Origin of the sequence: Phormidium tenue FACHB-1050 (assembly GCF_014696925.1) — a bacterium.
Lineage (GTDB): Bacteria > Cyanobacteriota > Cyanobacteriia > Pseudanabaenales > Pseudanabaenaceae > Pseudanabaena.
This window is the reverse complement of the sequence record NZ_JACJQY010000052.1, coordinates 17,800-36,095: the sequence shown is the minus strand read 5'-3', so window position 1 is coordinate 36,095 and position 18,296 is coordinate 17,800. Positions and strand designations below refer to the sequence as shown.

At 42.2% G+C, this 18,296-nt stretch carries 15 protein-coding genes and 1 CRISPR repeat array; of the genes, 11 read left to right on the top strand and 4 right to left on the bottom strand.

Translation table 11 applies throughout. From position 1 onward, the window contains the following. Window positions 1-231 precede the first annotated feature (231 nt). Window positions 232-632: direct repeats of the CRISPR family, unit length 37 nt; unit sequence CTTTCAACCCTCATATTTCTAGAAGAGAGATTGCAAC. 475 nt (window positions 633-1,107) lie between these two features. The 4 genes from cas12k to H6G05_RS21835 all read right to left on the bottom strand — a co-directional run bounded on the left by cas12k (window position 1,108) and on the right by H6G05_RS21835 (window position 6,007). Next, a complete protein-coding gene (gene cas12k / locus H6G05_RS21850) occupies window positions 1,108-2,955 on the bottom strand; it encodes a type V CRISPR-associated protein Cas12k (protein ID WP_190581515.1) in 1,848 nt (615 codons plus the stop codon). Between the two features lie 62 nt (window positions 2,956-3,017). After that, window positions 3,018-3,515: a TniQ family protein gene (locus tag H6G05_RS21845; protein ID WP_190581513.1), complete on the bottom strand. Its 498-nt coding sequence runs from the start codon at window positions 3,513-3,515 to the stop codon at window positions 3,018-3,020. Continuing rightward, window positions 3,515-4,345, bottom strand: coding sequence for a TniB family NTP-binding protein (locus H6G05_RS21840; RefSeq protein ID WP_190581511.1), 831 nt, complete (start codon window positions 4,343-4,345; stop codon window positions 3,515-3,517). Before H6G05_RS21840 ends, H6G05_RS21845 begins: the two co-directional genes overlap by 1 nt. A gap of 3 nt (window positions 4,346-4,348) precedes the next feature. Further along, window positions 4,349-6,007 (bottom strand): Mu transposase C-terminal domain-containing protein, encoded by a 1,659-nt coding sequence (locus tag H6G05_RS21835; protein ID WP_190581509.1) that lies wholly within the window; start codon window positions 6,005-6,007, stop codon window positions 4,349-4,351. A 345-nt stretch (window positions 6,008-6,352) separates the two neighbouring features. Between H6G05_RS21835 and H6G05_RS21830 the strand changes: the two genes are divergently transcribed. The 11 genes from H6G05_RS21830 (at window position 6,353) to H6G05_RS21780 (ending at window position 18,095) form a co-directional block, all read left to right on the top strand. After that, window positions 6,353-7,354, top strand: coding sequence for a trypsin-like peptidase domain-containing protein (locus H6G05_RS21830; RefSeq protein WP_190581507.1), 1,002 nt, complete (start codon window positions 6,353-6,355; stop codon window positions 7,352-7,354). Between the two features lie 18 nt (window positions 7,355-7,372). After that, the gene (locus H6G05_RS21825; protein WP_190581506.1) at window positions 7,373-7,789 is read left to right on the top strand and encodes a hypothetical protein; all 417 of its coding nucleotides are present in this window, start codon (window positions 7,373-7,375) and stop codon (window positions 7,787-7,789) included. A gap of 31 nt (window positions 7,790-7,820) precedes the next feature. After that, window positions 7,821-9,407, top strand: a complete 1,587-nt coding sequence (locus tag H6G05_RS21820; RefSeq protein WP_190581503.1) for a VMAP-C domain-containing protein — start codon at window positions 7,821-7,823, stop codon at window positions 9,405-9,407. Further along, window positions 9,404-10,528, top strand: coding sequence for an AAA family ATPase (locus tag H6G05_RS21815; protein WP_190581501.1), 1,125 nt, complete (start codon window positions 9,404-9,406; stop codon window positions 10,526-10,528). Before H6G05_RS21820 ends, H6G05_RS21815 begins: the two co-directional genes overlap by 4 nt. Beyond that, window positions 10,525-13,182 carry a formylglycine-generating enzyme family protein gene (locus tag H6G05_RS25920; RefSeq protein WP_322096418.1) on the top strand — a complete coding sequence of 886 codons (2,658 nt, stop codon included), beginning with the start codon at window positions 10,525-10,527 and terminating at the stop codon, window positions 13,180-13,182. Before H6G05_RS21815 ends, H6G05_RS25920 begins: the two co-directional genes overlap by 4 nt. A 108-nt stretch (window positions 13,183-13,290) precedes the next feature. Further along, complete coding sequence (gene avd / locus H6G05_RS21805; RefSeq protein ID WP_190581499.1) at window positions 13,291-13,641, top strand: diversity-generating retroelement protein Avd; 351 nt, start codon at window positions 13,291-13,293, stop codon at window positions 13,639-13,641. Next, window positions 13,638-14,714: an RNA-directed DNA polymerase gene (locus tag H6G05_RS21800; protein ID WP_190581497.1), complete on the top strand. Its 1,077-nt coding sequence runs from the start codon at window positions 13,638-13,640 to the stop codon at window positions 14,712-14,714. Before avd ends, H6G05_RS21800 begins: the two co-directional genes overlap by 4 nt. A 329-nt stretch (window positions 14,715-15,043) precedes the next feature. Further along, complete coding sequence (locus tag H6G05_RS21795) at window positions 15,044-15,880, top strand: formylglycine-generating enzyme family protein (RefSeq protein ID WP_190581495.1); 837 nt, start codon at window positions 15,044-15,046, stop codon at window positions 15,878-15,880. A gap of 58 nt (window positions 15,881-15,938) precedes the next feature. Then, window positions 15,939-16,754 carry a formylglycine-generating enzyme family protein gene (locus H6G05_RS21790; protein WP_190581493.1) on the top strand — a complete coding sequence of 272 codons (816 nt, stop codon included), beginning with the start codon at window positions 15,939-15,941 and terminating at the stop codon, window positions 16,752-16,754. A gap of 434 nt (window positions 16,755-17,188) precedes the next feature. Next, the gene (locus H6G05_RS21785; RefSeq protein ID WP_190581491.1) at window positions 17,189-17,737 is read left to right on the top strand and encodes a tyrosine-type recombinase/integrase; all 549 of its coding nucleotides are present in this window, start codon (window positions 17,189-17,191) and stop codon (window positions 17,735-17,737) included. Window positions 17,738-17,873: 136 nt separating this feature from the next. After that, complete coding sequence (locus H6G05_RS21780) at window positions 17,874-18,095, top strand: hypothetical protein (RefSeq protein WP_190581489.1); 222 nt, start codon at window positions 17,874-17,876, stop codon at window positions 18,093-18,095. Window positions 18,096-18,296: the final 201 nt, after the last annotated feature.

Genomic DNA, 18,296 nt, shown 5'->3' with positions numbered 1-18,296 from the left:
TGTCGAGTAACACATTACTTGTCGCCGTTAACAAATTAGTGTCGTTATTAATAATACTAGAAGTATACAGATATCTTCTTATTGTTAACAAATTAATGTCGTCGAACTATTGCGATCGCCTTCCTAATGGTTTCGGGGCTGAGGGATAATCAAAGAATTTCAGCCTACTCGTTCTTAAAATAGCGATCATAACTTTGTATTCTTATACCTTTAGCTAAGACAGAGATGTACTTTACAACCCACATATTTCTGGAAGAGAGATCGCAACACTGGCATGAATCTTGATCATGTAGTTTATCAACCCTTTTAACCCTCATATTTCTGGAAGAGAGATTGCAACAATCTACATTCGGCGATCACCTAAGAATCAACACATTCTTTCAACCCTCATATTTCTAGAAGAGAGATTGCAACACAGGAAATGTATACATGCCTACTGATTATATGCAATGCTTTCAACCCTCATATTTCTAGAAGAGAGATTGCAACGTGACAACGATAGAGAGATGGGCGTTGTTGTGGCTTTCAACCCTCATATTTCTAGAAGAGAGATTGCAACGTTTATCAAGAAAGTCGTGATAGAGGACTGTCCCACCTTTCAACCCTCATATTTCTAGAAGAGAGATTGCAACCCTGATTACTTAAAAGCCTTGCTATGTAAAGCATTTAAACAAACAAAGTGCGAACCTATTTATTAACTCATACCAGAAACAACATTAAGAAATACTTACCAGCAAATATAAAATCGAAATTATTTACTGACAAACATTTCAGACATTGCGCGAACCTGTCAGGAAATTAGACCTTGCTTGAGGTTCGCGTAAAAAAAGAGGGTTCCTCCTTGCTCGGAGGTGATTCAGTAGCCACTACTTAAAGTAAGTAAATCTATACCCTTATTGCTGGGAGCGCACCTTATTCCCGTCTTGCAACGGCAGCATCAGAGCGAGTAGCCACAAGGGTCAGAAAGCAAGACCGCCTTAACTAACAGTCAAACTAACCCATACTTGCGTAGCACAGAGGATTGAAAACAACCATGAACTACGGCGCTATAAAAAACTATGCAAAAAAATTCTCTAATTGTCAAGATTCCGCAAATCTTATTAAAAATTATTTCCTAGCTAGATAAGCATTAACAGCCAAATCCCTAGCTTTTTCCTGCGGACTACCCTTATGAGGTTGTTTACACTGCTCAATCGCAATCTTTAACTTCGCCGCTTGAGACTTAATGCATTCAATCAACCTCCCATAGCTCCAATTATGGACATTGACACTACATTTCTTAGAATAATTCTTCTGAGCTTCCACAACATTAACAATTTTTAGTTCAGCGATCGCCTGAACTTCCGCTTGTACAGACTCTCGCATATCATCTAACTCAGGAATGACGATACTACTAGCACGGTATTCTCTAGCAACCGCAATAATCGCTTTCGCGATTAAACGATCAATATACTGCCCTAACTCAGATTCACCAAATTGATTATCGGCAAACTGCTTCTGAGCTTTGTAGCGATCATGAGCGTTCTGTCGTTTCTGAAATCTTTGGCGATTGAGTAACCCATAATTCTCACCTAACAATTGACGGATACTACGATAGGCGATCGCTTTACCATTAATCACATCAACCACCGCAACCGTAGCAGGATGCTCCAAGCCCATACTGACACCAAGGAGAATATGGGCTTGACCTTCGTATAGAGGCTTACTCGGTCTAGGAAAAGGATTGTTAATGCGATTGAGTGTAGATTGTAGACGTTTAACATAGATCTCTTGATCCTTAGACAAGGTCTCTTTCTCTTTCATAATAGCCAAATCTTTTGTTGTCTCAGCCGCTTTCTCCTGACGTACATTTGCCGTTCCTTCATCCGTCCACAGATTTGTATCCACAGTGCAGTGAAGATACAAATGGTTAACATTCCAAGGCTCCCCCTTACCATCGCCTAGTTGCCATGCAATACATCCAGAGCGCAAAGTAAACAGACCACTGGAATGAGCATCTTTGCTTTGTTTTTTCGTTGTTTGGTCATCAAAAAAACGTTTAAACCAATGGAGCTGTCGATTGTCACAATAAACCGCAAATCTATGCTTCCCCAAACCACAGAAACGAACGTATAGACGACCCTGCGCGTTCTTTTCCCAAGTCATCACCTCATTAGACTTGATCGTAATAGGAAATGGAAGATAACTTGGATGCTTCAGTAGATTGTCCTGCCAACTCCTTGCTTCGACTTCATCTTTGGGTACAGTAGTTGCCGCAATTAGTAAGGTTTCTAGCCATGTTTGCCCCGTTAAATCTCTTCCTTTCGGTAAACTACTTTCTATCTGTTCAATAAGCCGTTTTACAGTGATTTGGACTTTGCGTTGACGCTTAGCAAAATGTTCGGGATTTTCTTCTTTCTGGCTAACTTTGCCGCCATTTTTGAGTAAGTACGTGATCGCGACCCTAGTCAAAACTTCTTTACTATCTCGATATAGGGCAAACAGGCAATTAACCACATTGAAATCATCTAGGCGATCGCTAGCTTGTACTTGACTGAGGACGATACTAGCTTGACTACGAATCGACGCTAAATCGCAATTACCAAGCTTTTGCAGTTCTACATCACTTTTGAGAATCTCCAACCAACGGAGCTTACGCTCAAGCTTGCGTTGTTGCTTTTTTTTGAGCGTAAGCCAAGACTTAAAAATATCCTCTACAAGTTGCTTAGCCGAAAGATAAAACCTTGCAGGTTGACCACTAAAGCGAGGTTCAGTCTTGAGAGATTTACAGAGATCTCCGACAATAGCATTAGGTAATCCCCCTTTTTGCCGCCATGTCAGAAAGTCAGGATGCTGTGCAATCCTTTGTAAGAGTTCGTTAATCAAAGGCGTGTTGCGCTCTGCCATCAACTCCCAAAGTATTTGACGGGTAGATTCATTGGCGATGAGGCGACATTGGACCGTGATCTGACTCATGCAACTATAGTAATAAATTGTTTTTTATAGATGTAGTGATTGGGCAGTCTAGCCAATGCTCGTCATAACAACTTTTGGTTAGGCTGCATGTCTGCAAAACTCGTAAAGCAACGATGGCAACGCCCTTCAATCCATAGTGAAGGAATCTTAAACCTTGCATGACATTTTGGACATTGAGATAGCAAAGTCACCCCATGACGAGTACAACGATCAGTCGTTTTATATTGCCATTCCATCCGATGACAAGGTTGCTCAGCATAGCAAGCACAACAGATCCGAATCGGCTCAAGCTTGATTGCTATGTCTTCAGGCGGTAGCATTTGGAATAACCTATCGGCACTTACAGCCACTACCAGAGCCAAAGCTTCTAAGTCTTTAGCACTAGGAGGAGGATTAAAGCGAAACTTTTCCCATCGCGCGATCGCACCACCAAGTCCTGTCAATTTACCTAAGCCACTTGAAGTTAAATAGTTCTCACGGCGAATCCGTCCTAAAAAATGGCTAATGCTCTCACCCTCATAAGGCTCAATCTGAAAGAACCAAGGTTGAATAGTCTGCATTACCTAAATTCCTCTGTCACTTCTTGCAGCGTAGCTTTGTCAATTCTTGTCAACCCTTTCTGTAAAGAGCGAATAGCCGCTGTACGCAACACCATATCTAGCAAGCCAATGTAGCCTCGTGTGGCTTTTTGCAAAATATTGAGCATTTCGTTGCTGGTTAAGTTGGAGGCAACAGGTAAACACAGTACTTGCCGCTCCCAAATTTCTACCGTTTGCCGAAGCTGCTCCCCTGTCAAAAGTTTAAATTGATAACAAGCCCGAAAGCGGTTATAGACCTGTTCATCACGCTTAATTAACGCATCCAAACGATCTGTGCCAACCAAGACCACAGAAATCTTCAACCTGTCAGAAAAATCGCGCACATCGGCAAAAGTTTTAGGCTTAAGCCGATCTGCTTCGTCAATAATCAACATCTCTACATTGCAACTCTTCAAAACCTTATAGGTGCGATCTCGTAGATCTGCAATAGTCCCTTTGGGTATCTGATATCTCAAATCCTCGATGATCGTCCTAAAAAGTTCTCGTGACCCACATTCTGTCGGCGGATGAATGTAAATGACAGGCACTATTGGAGGTTTGCCATGCTCTTGTATCGGTTTATGTCTAAGTCGGTAGGAATCGCAGGCAATAGTCTTACCTGTCCGAGACTCACCGACAATACGGCAGGGCTGACCAGACTTGAGCTTACTCTCTAGCCAATTATGCACAAGCTCCACTTGTTCGAGTTCTATAAAATCTTCACGATTCAGCCGCGCGATCTCTTTCTGTAAATATGGGTTCTCTTGCTTGATTTGTCCTAACTGCTCGGCAATTTCTGTTGCTTGAGACATAGTTTACCATCCATAATCATTGCGAAGTTGGGCTAAATCATATTTGGGTCGTTCCCTAAATAAGGGAGACTCCAACACTGTTTCCTCAACCGTCTCAGACAGGACAGATGCTGGTTGTGTGGATATCAATGCCTGCTCATTTTTCTTGACTTGTTTGCGACTTCGTTTGCGATCTTCAAATATTTGGCGATCGCTTACCTCCTCTAGAATTGAGCGATTATTTAAGGTCTTTCCCTTTTGACGCAGCCTACGACTGCTTGCTTTAACCTCATCCAATCCAATCCTCTCAGCTTCTAGATTTTGAGCAAATGCACGAGCTAAAAAAACATCCTTACTTCCTTCTAGGTGATAAACAAAAACAGTTGTAATGTCTCTGGGGTCGTATCGCAAAATCACACTTTCCCCTGCATAACCAGATAAGTTTTCACCTCGATAGGTTAAGTTCTCAAATTGCACATAGCCACCGCGATATATTTTGCGGCGAGTTTGTTTCATCAAACAAATATCTAACTCTCTCTCGGACAAAAGGTTTGGCGTAGCTATTAACCCTGACTCCCACCGTTGAAATCGTGTTTGATTACTCATCCTTGCATCAATGGATTGGTTGTAGTGATCGACAATGTATCTTACAAGCCGTATTTCTAGCTCTAGCAGAGTCAGACTCGCGTTCTTTTCGGCGTTTTCTGGACGTTTCTGCACATTTGAACCCGTGTAACCTAGCAAAGTTGAGAAAAACTGTGTATTAAAAGTGCCAAATGGGCGTTCGACAATGCCACCTTCTGATGGGCGATCTCGATAATGCCAGACAAAACCTAACTGGGTGGCAATTTGCTGAGCGTGATTAGATCGGAAATCTTTACCATTATCTGTAAACAGATAGTCTGGTTTCCCCTCGGTTCCCCATTTGCAATTGAGTTTATAGTCGGCACTATAGACCTTGGGCAACATTGCATGACGTAAAGCCAAAGCGACGACTTGCGAACTCGGTGCATCAAACCCCAAATTGATACCGATAATACATCGTGAGTAGCTATCAATTACAGTCGTTAACCAAGGGCGACCGACTAGTTCTCCATGATGATCAACTAATAAAATATCCGCTAGAGTATGGTCACACTGCCAAACTTGATTGCTATATTCAACAGATAAGGACTGCCCATCTTTCGTTTTTAAGGAAAGCCTTGAACCTTTCCAGCCAATGCTTCTAGCCTTCTTAGAATTTTCTTGACTCTCAATCAAAGGATTCAAAATGCGGTAAACCGTCATGTGGCTGGGAAAGGTTTCTAAACCTAGTTTATGCGCTCTAACTTTAACTTTCATGGCAACTTGGGCAGGAGTTATCCGCTTACTGTTTTTATTGCCCTCTTTATAGGTTGTGATAATGAACTCTGTCCAGGTTTGATCGGTACGGTGTTGCCCCTTATCTGCCCTACCTTCAGATGTAAAAGCTGATAGACCATCTTCTTCCCACTTCTTAGTCAGCCTTTGAACAGTGCGTAATGAACAATCTAGTCGTTTGGCTGCTTCTCGTAATCTTTCTGAATAGGTTTTGCGATCGCATGGTTCTGCTAAAAACTGGATCACTTCCATTTTTAGCTGACCTTCTTTAGAGATCTCAGATACGATCCTGTTTGGCTTCAGTGTTTCGTCATCGTTTGTCATCGTCTAAATACTGAAAAATGCAATATTACTATACACCAATCAAAGGAACGACAGTTAATGTGTTAACAAAATAGATCTGGTTTTGACAAAGAAACGACAGCTAAAGTGCTATTAATTTAAGAAACGTCATCTAATTTGTTAAATATTTTGAGGTATTGTGAAGTATATTTAGTCAATTCTGTATGCAAAAATGTGCGTATTTTAAAGCAATGCAGCTATATGCGATCGCGATGACATAAACTTGTTAAGACGACAAATAAAGTGTTACTCGACAAATGACCCTCTTTTATAAATTTGCTTCCAAACTTATGTAAATATCGTTCTTACCTTATGGGGTAACAAGTTATGGAACTATCAGGTGATCAGTTTAAAAAATTGCGGATTGCTTTGCAAAGCGCCTATCCTAAGAAAGCAAAGTTAGAGATCTTGTTACGCGAGGAAATGAATGTACGACTGGATGATGTGGTGGGAGGTAGTAACTTAACAGAAACAGTTGCTGAGTTAGTTTCTTGGGCTGAGTCTAAGGGCAAGATCCCAGATTTAGTAAGTGCAGCTATCAAAGGAAATTCTGGTAATCCTAGTCTACTTAATTTCGTTGCATCGTTTGGGATGATTCCTGTTGAGTCGAAGTCTAATCCTGTTATTCCCTCTAGACTAAATTTTGAATGGCTCGGACCTACTGAGGATCTCGAACTTCAAAGTTTTTGGCGTTCAAAGCCCGAAATATGGGATATGGCATTTCTCAAATATGGAGTAGACCGAGCTGCTTCAGTTTGTCGGATTGAAATTGAAAATAGAAAAGCGATCGGTACTGGGGTCTTAGTTAAGCAAGACTTACTACTGACTAATTATCATGTTTATGAGGATGCTGGACTAAATGCTTCACGACTACGTTTAGTATTTGGTGCGTTGACAGGGATTGAAAAACATGAGCAGATCTTTCAATTAGCTGACGATCCGATCGTTGGTTTTAGTTATACCGATGAATTAGACTACGTGTTGCTTCGAGTGGAATCAAGGATTTTGCAAGCTACTACTATTCGTCCCGTTAGCTATGATACTGATTCACCACCGAAAGGAGGCAGCATTCACATTGTCCAACACCCTGATGGTGAATCAATGAAGGTTGCCTTTGGCACAAATGGTGTTACGGGTGTATATAAAGAAAAAGGATTAATTCAATACATTAGCAAAACATCAAATGGGTCTAGCGGCTCTCCATGTTTTAATGATCAATGGCAGTTAGTAGCTTTACATCATGCTGAACGTGCAACTACCTTTGGTATTGTATGTGAGGGAATTTTGTTTAGCAAAATTTATCCGCAGATTGCATCAAAGCTAGTTTAGTAAACTGTTGAGGAGATTATGGGACGCAGAATTGTTACAAAAAAATTACAATCGGGGACATCTCAAGAAACAGTAGATGGTTATCAAGAGCGTTTACTTAAATATATTCCTGCTGATATTAATACTGCATGGATTGGACTAACTGGAATTATTAAAAGTGCCAGCAATATTCCTCAGACAACGGTACTTTGGATTGTGTTTGTAATTTTATTAATTCTGACACCAATCTGGATTTGGCGCGGAACTAAAGAATCAAAGAAACCTGTTGCTAAAACACAAATCATCGTATCTACTGTAGCTTTTTTTGTTTGGGTATTTGCTTTGGGAGAGCCTTTTAGTACTAGTTTTAAAGATTTGTATCAGCCTGTATACGGTTCAATCTTGCTAATTCTCTATACTCTAATTGTTGCCAAGATAGTCCCTACTGAAGAATAGATGGTGTTGAGTAAATGAAAAAGTAACTAAGATGGAACTAAGTGGGGCAGAAGTTAAAAAACTTCGACTAGCATTAAAAGATGCATTTCAAGAAAGTGAATTGAAAAGGTTCTTGCGTGAAGAGCTTGATTTACGCTGGAGTGAAGATATAGAAGGCGGAACATATGATGCAAAAATTAGTAGCTTAATTACCTTAGTTGAAAGTCGGGGAGTTTCAGTATTTCAAAAGTTAGTGATTGGTATTGCTGGAGAAAGATCTGATAGTGAAAAGATTAAAGAATTTGTTGAAATTAAAATAGCTGATTTAATTGAATATGACACTAATATATTATCTAGTGACGCATTAATTTGTTTAATTAATATTCTTGAAAAAATTGTTGATTTTAATAAAATTTGGATAATTGGTAAAGCTGTTTTGCCAAATAATATTGAATGTCACTGTTCTAATAAAATTGAGTATCTGGAAAATTCTGAGTTATCAAATTGGTTTAAGTGTTTTATATTTCTAAGGCTTTTTTTAGAGGATTATCCAATCTTATCCGATTGCCCCAGTATTGTTGTCTTTGTTCAGAAGCTTCTACAGGAAACATTCCTGACTAGTGAGATTAGTCTAGCTTTAGAAACTTGGTTGCAGGAAGTTGATGCTAGTTTTATACCTCAGAAACTTCGGGAATCTACTATAGCAATTGAAAAATTAAGTGATAGAGAATTAAAAGCTCATTTGATGATTACTGTAGATGAAAATCATGAACGACCTAAGTTTAGGGTAATTGCTAGTTTACTTTGTGTGGCTCCAACAGGAGAAATACAGAGAATGCCAGTAGATTTGGATCTATCTTCAAAAGAAAAAGGTATATTGTCTACTAAAAAGCAGTTGCCTAAGAAGCTATCAGAGCTTATACAAAAAAGTTTAAAAATTTTGCAAGAGCGTTTGGAAAACGGAAATAAATTACTTGGTTGTGATGACTATAAGTTATTTGTTGAATTGTTCCTACCTATTAAATTGCTTTGTGAGCCTATTGATCGCGAGAAGATATTTGGTGATCATCAGTATCTCGCGACTAAATATCCTTTAGTAATACGTTCGTATGATCGCTGTAGTAGATCAATAATTGACCATACAGATCTCTGGAATGAGTTTTATGGATCGTGGAAACAGTCTAGGCAGATATTAGAATTAAATCCTGAAGCAAATTTACAAGATCTAATCCAATCTTTAAATGATGTAAATAATGTTAAATTGATGGCGTTTCAGGAAAGGCTCAGAAATTGTATGGGTGTTAAAAGTAATTGCTCACTGCCTACCTGCCAAAAACAAATGTATCAGTTGCTGCTGACAATTTTAAAATCTGGTATTCCCATCATATTTTTACCGCGAAATAATGAGCCGTCGCCAGATGCAGTAATAGCCGAAATGGAAGAAGAGTTTTTGCAAATCAATTTGTTACGCGATCGCTGTAGGCTTTTAGAAACCGTGCGGTCAAGTCGGGCATATGCACTTGACCACAGTGGTACACCAGAAAAACGATGGTTGCGGCATCTGACTTTGATATGGGATGACCCAGAGAGGATGCCACTAATGAATGCATTACAAACAGGAGGAGCAAAAGCGTCATGACTCAAGATTGGACTATATTTCATGGAGAACAAGCTCCGCATAATGGCATAGATCGCCTTCGTGATATTGCTCCTCCTCAATGGCGGCAGTTTGTTAATCAAAAAACTAGCGTTAACGCTAAAACAGATAAGTCTTACTGGACAAAGTTGCATAATCTTGCTCAGACTAAGTTACGTGATATTGAGCGTGGAAAAAGCTTTCGAGTTCCGCCAATTCAGTCTGAAGGCGATCAAGAGCCTGATAGCTCGGCTATCCCTAATATTATTGATGCGGTTAATGCGGCTATTTATCTGCGAAGACCTTTGCTAGTTACGGGTAAACCTGGATCGGGCAAAACTTCGTTGGCTTATGCGATCGCCTATGAACTTAAGTTAGGACCAGTGTTAGTTTGGTCAGTGACTGCCAGATCAAATCTCCAGCAAGGAGAGTATCAATATGATGCGATCGCTCGACTACAGGATGCTCAACTCAGTCAAGCAAAGCAATCAAAGTCGTTAGCTGGAGAAGCACAGGAGGCAATAAATATTACTGCACCAGACTATCAGGATATCGGAAAATATATTCGTCTGGGACCTGTAGGGACAGCATTTTTGCCATCGCATCGTCCGCGAGTGTTGCTGATTGATGAAATCGATAAGAGCGATATTAATTTGCCCAATGACTTACTAAATCTTTTGGAAGAAGGGGGATATGAAATATCAGAATTGCGGCGGCTGGCGAAGCGTGGGAGTAAAGCTCAAACTGTAGAATCTGAAGATGGCTTGGATGTTGAGATTCATGATGGACAAGTGCAGTGTGATGCTTTCCCTATAGTCGTTATGACTAGTAACGGAGAACGCGAATTTCCTTCAGCTTTCTTGCGACGTTGTGTAAGGATTGTCATGCCATCACCCAAGGATGATGCACTAGTTAATATTGTGAAATCTCATTTGGGGGAAGATTTAGCCAAACAATTTGAGAAAGTGATTACCGCATTTCAAGAACGGAATGAAGAGGAAGAGGGAAATCTGGCAACCGATCAGTTGCTCAATACCCTTTATTTACTGACACAGGATGCCGATCAGGAGAAAATCAAAGCTTTGCTATTCAGTTCTCTCACTAATATGGGAACGGGGCAATGATCGATCTCCTGATTGCTAAACTTGGCGAACAGCTAGATTTAACTGCTGAGGAATTGGCGGATATTATTTGGCTGAGCGTAATGCGGCAACAGGGTAAGACTACTTCTAAGACGAAGTCACAGACAAGGAGATCTCCTAATCAAAGCGAAATAGTTTTGGATGATGTGCATACCCGATCGCAACCTGCATCATCATCACCAGCTCCTGCTAATTTAGAGGCTCATAATTCAGGAAAAGTTGCGGGGCTTTTGCCCCGACGCTCGGCTTCAGATGCTTTGATGGATCGTCAACCGATTAAGGTGAGCAATCCACCTTCGATTCGCGATCCTTTGGCTTTAGTGCGATCGCTACGTCCTCTAATGAGGTTAGTGCCATCGGAGTTAGTTGATAGCTTAGATGAGCAAGCTACGGCTCAACAAATTGCTGAAGCATTTGTCTGGCAACCAATTATTAAGCCAGTCTTAGAGCCTTGGCTAGATTTGGTTTTGGTGGTGGATGAGAGTGAGTCTATGCTGATCTGGCGACAGACGGTGTTGGAATTTCGGAAGCTGTTGCGAAATTATGGAACATTTCGGGATGTGCATCTCTGGGGACTGCATTGGGAAGATCGACAATTTAAGTTGCGATCGGGATTGGGGGCAAAACATCTGCATCGATCTTCTCGTAAACCTGAATTGTTGGTCGATCCGAGTGGGCGGCAGTTGATTTTGGTGATTTCTGATTGTGTGGCGGAGTATTGGCAAAGTGAGCAAATAGTAAAGCTATTAAAACTTTGGTCGCGATCTAGTCCTGTTGCGGTTATACAGGTATTGCCTGAATGGATGTGGACTAGGACTGCTATTCGTAGCTATGCGCCTCTAACCTTATCTTCTACTGATGCAGGACTGCCTAATATACGGTTGAACGCAAAATGGAATGATACCTATCAGTCTGTGCCAAAGTCTGTATCTGCGGCTTTGGTTCCAATTGTGCCATTGAATGCTGATGTCATCTTGAATTGGAGTCAGATGGTTATGGGACATTGTGAGTCGTCGGGCTATCTTGTCCGTGCGATCGTGGCTCAAACCGATGCAGAGTCGCAAGATGCTTTGAGTCCTAAACAGCAAGTTGAACAGTTTGAGGTTATGTCTTCGCCGATCGCTCAGCGTTTGATGTGTTTATTGGCTGCCTCGCCTGTGATTACCTTGCCTGTGATCCGCTTAATTCAAGAAACCATGTTATCTGCTTCTCGACAGATGAATGTTGCGGAAGTGTTGTTGGGAGGCTTATTAAAGCCCATTGAATTACCCAAGGCTGACTGTAATCCTAATGAGCTAGAGTATGCCTTTGTTGATGAGGAACTGCGTCAACTGTTGCTAGCTGAAACTCCAGTTCCTGATACAGTGAAAGTGCTATCGAAGTATATAGAACGCCAGTTTGACAAATCGCTGGATGAATTTTTGGCAGATTTAATGGTTTGGAGTCAGAGCTCCAATCGCGAATTGGTGGAAAAGGCTCGTCCGTTTGCGCTTGTAACTGCGGCAGTTTTGAAGCGTAAGGGTGGTAAGTATCGCGATTTTGTTAGACAAATCGAAGAGTCTTACTCGCGCCCTCCAGATCGTCCACCTGTAGATACCGAGCAAGATATTGATTTCCCTGAATTAGAGTGGCTGACTTTCATGACGGCGCGACTGGTGGAGGCAGAAACGGAAACTTGGTATCCACCTCTTCAGACTGAAGAATATACGGTGGCTACTATTACCATTGATGATGAGAATACAACTGATTCTGGTGTTGAGTTAGCGCTATTTAGTTTTAAGGTGGGTTCTATTGTCAAGTTAGGTAATGACTGGATAGTGCAGAAATCTGAAAGGCTAGCCTATCGCTATGTGGAGCAGATTGACGAAAATGTGGTGCTAGAGATGGTCAGCATCGCTGGTGGGGAATTTATGATGGGTTCTCCTGAGGATGAATTAGAGCGCTATGAGGATGAAAGTCCACAGCATTTAGTGACAGTGCCAGATTTTTATATGGGGCGATATCCTGTCACACAGGCGCAATGGCGAGTAGTGGCGGCGATGCCTCAAGTAGAGAGCGAACTTGATCCTGACCCATCAAACTTTAAGGGTGATGATCGCCCTGTAGAGCAAGTGTCATGGGAGGATGCGATCGAGTTTTGTGCGCGGCTGAGCATATATACAAAGCATCAATATCGATTACCAACGGAAGCCGAGTGGGAATATGCCTGTCGCGCAGGAACGACCACACCATTTCATTTTGGTGAAACTATTTCGCCTGAATTGGCTAATTATGATTGCACGGTTTCCTATGCTGATAGTCCGACGGGCGAGAAAATAGGTGAAACAACGCCTGTCGAGCATTTTGACGTTGCAAATGCTTGGGGACTATCTGATATGCATGGCAATGTTTTAGAGTGGTGTCAAGACCATTGGCATAGCAACTATGAAGACGCTCCTGAAGATGGTGGTGCTTGGCTAACAGATAACTCAGAAACGACTGGACGTGTCATACGCGGCGGTTCTTGGCTCTACCTTCCTTGGAATTGCCGCTCTGCGTACCGCGACGACGGCAGTCCCGATGGTCGTAACTATAGTCTGGGATTTCGCGTGTCATGTTCAGCTCCAGAGACTCTTCAAGCCCTCACAGAAGAGTGATTGCCCTTTACCCTCTAGCCCTTTTGCCCTTTACCCGTTTTTTTTGACTGCGAGGTTTTCGCGCTCTGCGCGATCGCATTTCCTGCAATTTATGCTAAACCTTACTAAATGCAAGATCTCCCAATCATTCAAAAAACCTACGACCTCATCAAGTGGTACGTGCCGATACTCAATCGCTTACCCAGAGATCATAAATTTCAACTAGGCGATCGCATGATTAGCGGACTATACGACCTTTTGGAAAACTTGATTTTTGTGCGCTATCAACGTGAGAAACTGCCACTATTAGAACCGATGAACAGTCGCCTAGACGTTCTGCGGCATCAGACAAGGTTACTGCTGGACTTTGGTTTGATAGAAAGCGATCGCTATGAATATGCGGGCAAGTTAATCAATGGCATCGGGGTAGATTTAGGCGGATGGATTAAGCAACAACAACGCAGCAAAATCAACCCATGAAACGTTATGGGAATTTATGGGATGAGATTGTAGATTTTGGTAACTTGTTGTTGGCGGCGCAAAAGGCACAAAAAGGAAAGCGATTTCGCGACAATGTATTGGAGTTTAACTACAATCGCGAACTAGAACTACAGAAACTACAAGAAGAACTCAAAAGTCAAAGCTACTGCCCATCAAAATACCGCATGTTCAAAATTAGCGATCCAAAAGTTCGTTTAATTTCGGCAGCACCCTACCGCGATCGCGTAGTTCACCATGCGCTCTGTAATATCATTCAGCCACTAATAGAGCGAAGTCTGATTGCGGAAACCTATGCCAATCGTAAAGGCTATGGAACCCATCGCGCCCTACGACGCTTTACCGAATATGCGCGGAGCAGTCGTTATATTTTGCAATGCGATATCAAAAAGTACTTCCCTAGCATCGATCGCGAAATCCTCAAGACATTGATTCGGCGTAAAATCAAATGCGATCGCACCCTATGGCTAATTGACCTAATTATTGATCGCAGCAATCAGCAAGAATTTGTCCTCGATTATTTCCCAGAAGATACCTTACTGACTCCATTAGAACGACTAAAAGGCTTACCGATTGGCAATTTGACCAGTCAATTTTTTGCCAACTATTACCTAAGCGGACTAGACCATTTTGTTAAAGATCGGCTGAGAGTATCCAAATATTTGCGCTTTGTGGATGACTTTGCACTGTTTAGCGATGACTATCAAGAATTGAGTGATGCAAAATTAGCGATCGCTGACTATTTAGCCACCTTACGCCTCAAAATGCATCCGATTAAAAGCCAACTGTTTGAAACCAAGTATGGAGCCAACTTTGTTGGGTTTCGAGTTTTAGGCGATCGTATCCGCATTCGTAACGACAATCTCCGTCGCGCACGTAAACGATTTAAACGGCTCCGCCTAGCCTATGGCAAAGGGCAAATTTCGCTGATTGACATCCGCAAACGTATCAGCAGTTGGGAAGCTCATCTCAAGCATGGCGATACCTATCGATTGCGACAAAAAGCGAATGTATTTGAGGGATTCGATCGCGCCAACGACACGACCGAATCTTAAAAACTGTAAGACAACTGCTATAAAGTTAATGGGACAGACCCCAAAGCGGCGGTTCTTGGAACAACAATCCTAGGAATTGCCGCTCTGCGTACCGCAACAACAACAATCCCGATGATCGTAACAATAATCTGGGATTTCGCGTGTCATGTTCAGCTCCAGCACTCTTTTATGTCAGAACTGGTAGATGTGAATCTATCGGGCGTATATATTGAAGAGTCCAGATCTGTTCCAGCGATGTGTAAGCATCCAAAAAACAAACGGGTCAGCGAGCTTGGTAAGTCCTAGACTGAAGAATTTGCTGACCCACTCACCATAGACATGGTTTTACAATGGCGACCTTAACCATTCAAAAAGAGCAGAGAACCGCCCAGTATTTCCGCGAAAAGCTGGGTAATGAGATCGAGTTAGACATGATCTTGGTTCATGGCGGTGACTTCTTGATGGGTTCGCCAGACACTGAGGAAGATCGTAGTGATGATGAAAGTCCACAACATCCTGTAACTGTCAAATCATTCTTTCTAGGACGCTATCCCGTCACACAGGAGCAATGGCGCATCGTTGCTGAAACTTACAAGCAGGTGAATATCGAACTCAATCCCGATCCATCAAGATTTAAAGGAGCTATGCATCCTGTCGAGCAGGTGTCTTGGTATGAAGCTCAAGAATATTGCGATCGCCTAGCCAAGAAAACTAAACGCTCCTATCGCTTGCCCACCGAATCCGAGTGGGAATATGCCTGTCGCGCGGGAACCACCACACCCTTTTATTTTGGAAATACCATTTCCACAGAGTTAGCAAATTACGATGGCAATTACACCTACGCTAATGGTGTCAAATGCGAATATCGTAACGAGACAACTCTTGTAGACCATTTTGATATTGCTAATGCTTGGGGGCTATGCGACATGCATGGCAATGTATATGAATGGTGTCAAGACCATTGGCAGGATAATTATGAAGGCGCACCTGAAGATGGCAGTGCTTGGCTGACAGATAACTCAGAAGCTAATCGTGTCATACGCGGCGGTTCTTGGGACTCCAATCCTAGGGGTTGCCGCTCTGCGTTCCGCTACATCGACGATCCCGTTGATCGTTTCAATTATCTGGGATTTCGCGTGTCATGTTCAGCTCCAGCGACTCTTCAGCCCCCCACAGACCAGTCCTAACCCTTTACCCTCTAGCCCTTTTGCCCTCTACCCGTTTTTTTTGACCTAGGCGATCTTTATGCCCACTGTCACCATCCACCGCCATCAAGCCACTAACCAGTTCTACGATGAAAAGTTGGACAATAAAACCCATCTGCGGATGATGCAGATTCCCGCAGGCACATTCCTGATGGGTTCACCCGACAATGAAGAAGGACGACTTGATAATAAAGAAAGTCCACAGCATCGAGTTTCAGTCCCCAGCTTCTTTATGGCGAAATATCCCGTTACCCAATCTCAGTGGCGAATAGTCTCGAAAATGCCTCAAGTAAAGCTAAAACTCAAGCAAAATCAATCACAGTTTAAAGGAGATACCAGACCAGTAGAGCAAGTGTCGTGGCATGAGGCGATCGAGTTTTGTGCGCGATTGACCAACCACACCAAGCGACAATATCGCTTACCCACCGAAGCCGAGTGGGAATATGCCTGTCGTGCAGGAACGACAACTCCATTTCACTTTGGCGAAACCATCTCTCCCGAATTAGCAAATTATGATGCCAGCAGTGCCTATGGTGATGGAGTAACAGGAGAATATCGCCAAGAGACAACTCCAGTAGACCATTTTAAAATTGCCAATGATTGGGGGCTAAGCGATATGCATGGCAATGTATTGGAATGGTGTCAAGACCACTGGCATAGTAACTACGAAGGCTCTCCTGAAGATGGTAGTGCTTGGCTGACAGACAAATCAGATGCTAATCGTGTCATACGCGGCGGTTCTTGGAACTACGTTCCTAGGTTTTGCCGCTCTGCGTCCCGCGTCGGCAACAGTCCCGATGTTCGTGACAATAATCTGGGATTTCGCGTGTCATGTTCAGCTCCAGCGACTCTTTAACACCCCACAGACCAGTCCTAACCCTTTACCCTCTAGCACTTTTGCCCTTTACCCGTTTTTTTTGCGCCCCCCTAGCCCCCCAATTTTGGGGAGAACAAGAAAATTTATTAAGCTCTCTAAACCCCCCAGAATTGGGGGATTTAGAGAGCTTAATAAATCAAAACGAAGACAGAGAGACTTGTGTGGAAAGGAGTGCTAAGTAGAAACCCAGTACTCATTAGTCAAACTTATCAATCAAAAGCCAAGTAACGAGAAACAACGACTTCAGGCGATCAACCAATGATAAGCTCACCCTATCGATACTGGATTAAATAACGAGTCAAAGTGAAGATCTTGATATTAAAGGAAACCTGACTACATAAAATTCTAATTAGCTGTAGTTATGGTAAAAATACGGTAGAGCTACAGTAGCGGTAAGGTAAAGAAGAAAAAGAATGAAAGTAAATCGTAATGGACAAGCCGCAATTCTTACTGAATGGCAATTAAAAGAACTATTTGATTATGCTTCCCCAAAGTATCGTGCTGTATTTGGGATTTGCTTATTTACTGGTTGCCGAATTTCCGAAGCGTTAGCCTTACGCGGTGAAGATATTGTGAATGGTTCGATTTTGTTCCGCAAGGAAAATACTAAAGGCAAAAATAAAGCGCGTGAGGTGGCGATTAATCCCACTTTGCTAAAGTATCTCGATGGTGCTGATTTGCCTAAATGTGGTTATTTATTCCCATCCAAAATTGATTCTCATAAGCCAATGGGTAGCCAATCTGCGGATGAGATGCTTAATAAATACTGCGATATGTTAGGCATCAAAGGAGCTTCTACCCATAGTTTTAGACGGACTGCTCTAACGATGATGTCTAATGCTGGTGTGCCTCTGAGTGTAATTCAGAGCATTAGCGGTCACGCTTCCCTCGATGCACTGCAACGATATTTGGGTGTATCCCCAGAGCAGAAGAAAATGGCGATCTCAGCAATTACTTTTTAAATACCGTATTGGTACGCTACAACTAAATGTGAGGTTAAATTACTTTGTAAGTTAACCTCTGCCTTTAATCGTCAAGCGAAATTTTAAGTTTTGGAGATCTCTAGCGCTTTCGGGGCTGGGGGACTCGTCAAATTTCTTGGAATCTGAGGTTTTTATAGGTGCAATTGTTTTACGGGAGTCGGTAACGGGTGATGAGCAGTTAATCGATCTTTGGGTGCATGGTAAGTCTAAAACTACGGCTCGTTATTATCGAAGTGAGGCTCTGCGGTTTTTGGGTTTTGTTGGGATGTCTCTATCGATGGTTTCGCTTTCCGATCTTCAGGGTTTTGCGGATGAGTTGGATAATTTAGGGGTGTAATCAGGATACGTGTAATTTAGTGCCACGGAACTACGATAAACCTGCTCTGGACTATATCGCTTAAGAGTGATGGTCTGAAATCCGCATTCTTACATTAAAGCTGATAGCTGAAATGCTGATTTGTTAGTTCGGAAATTGCTATCTAGGCAATATCCTGAAACAGATTAGAGCTTTGAGACAATTTCTGAAACTTAAGTCAGG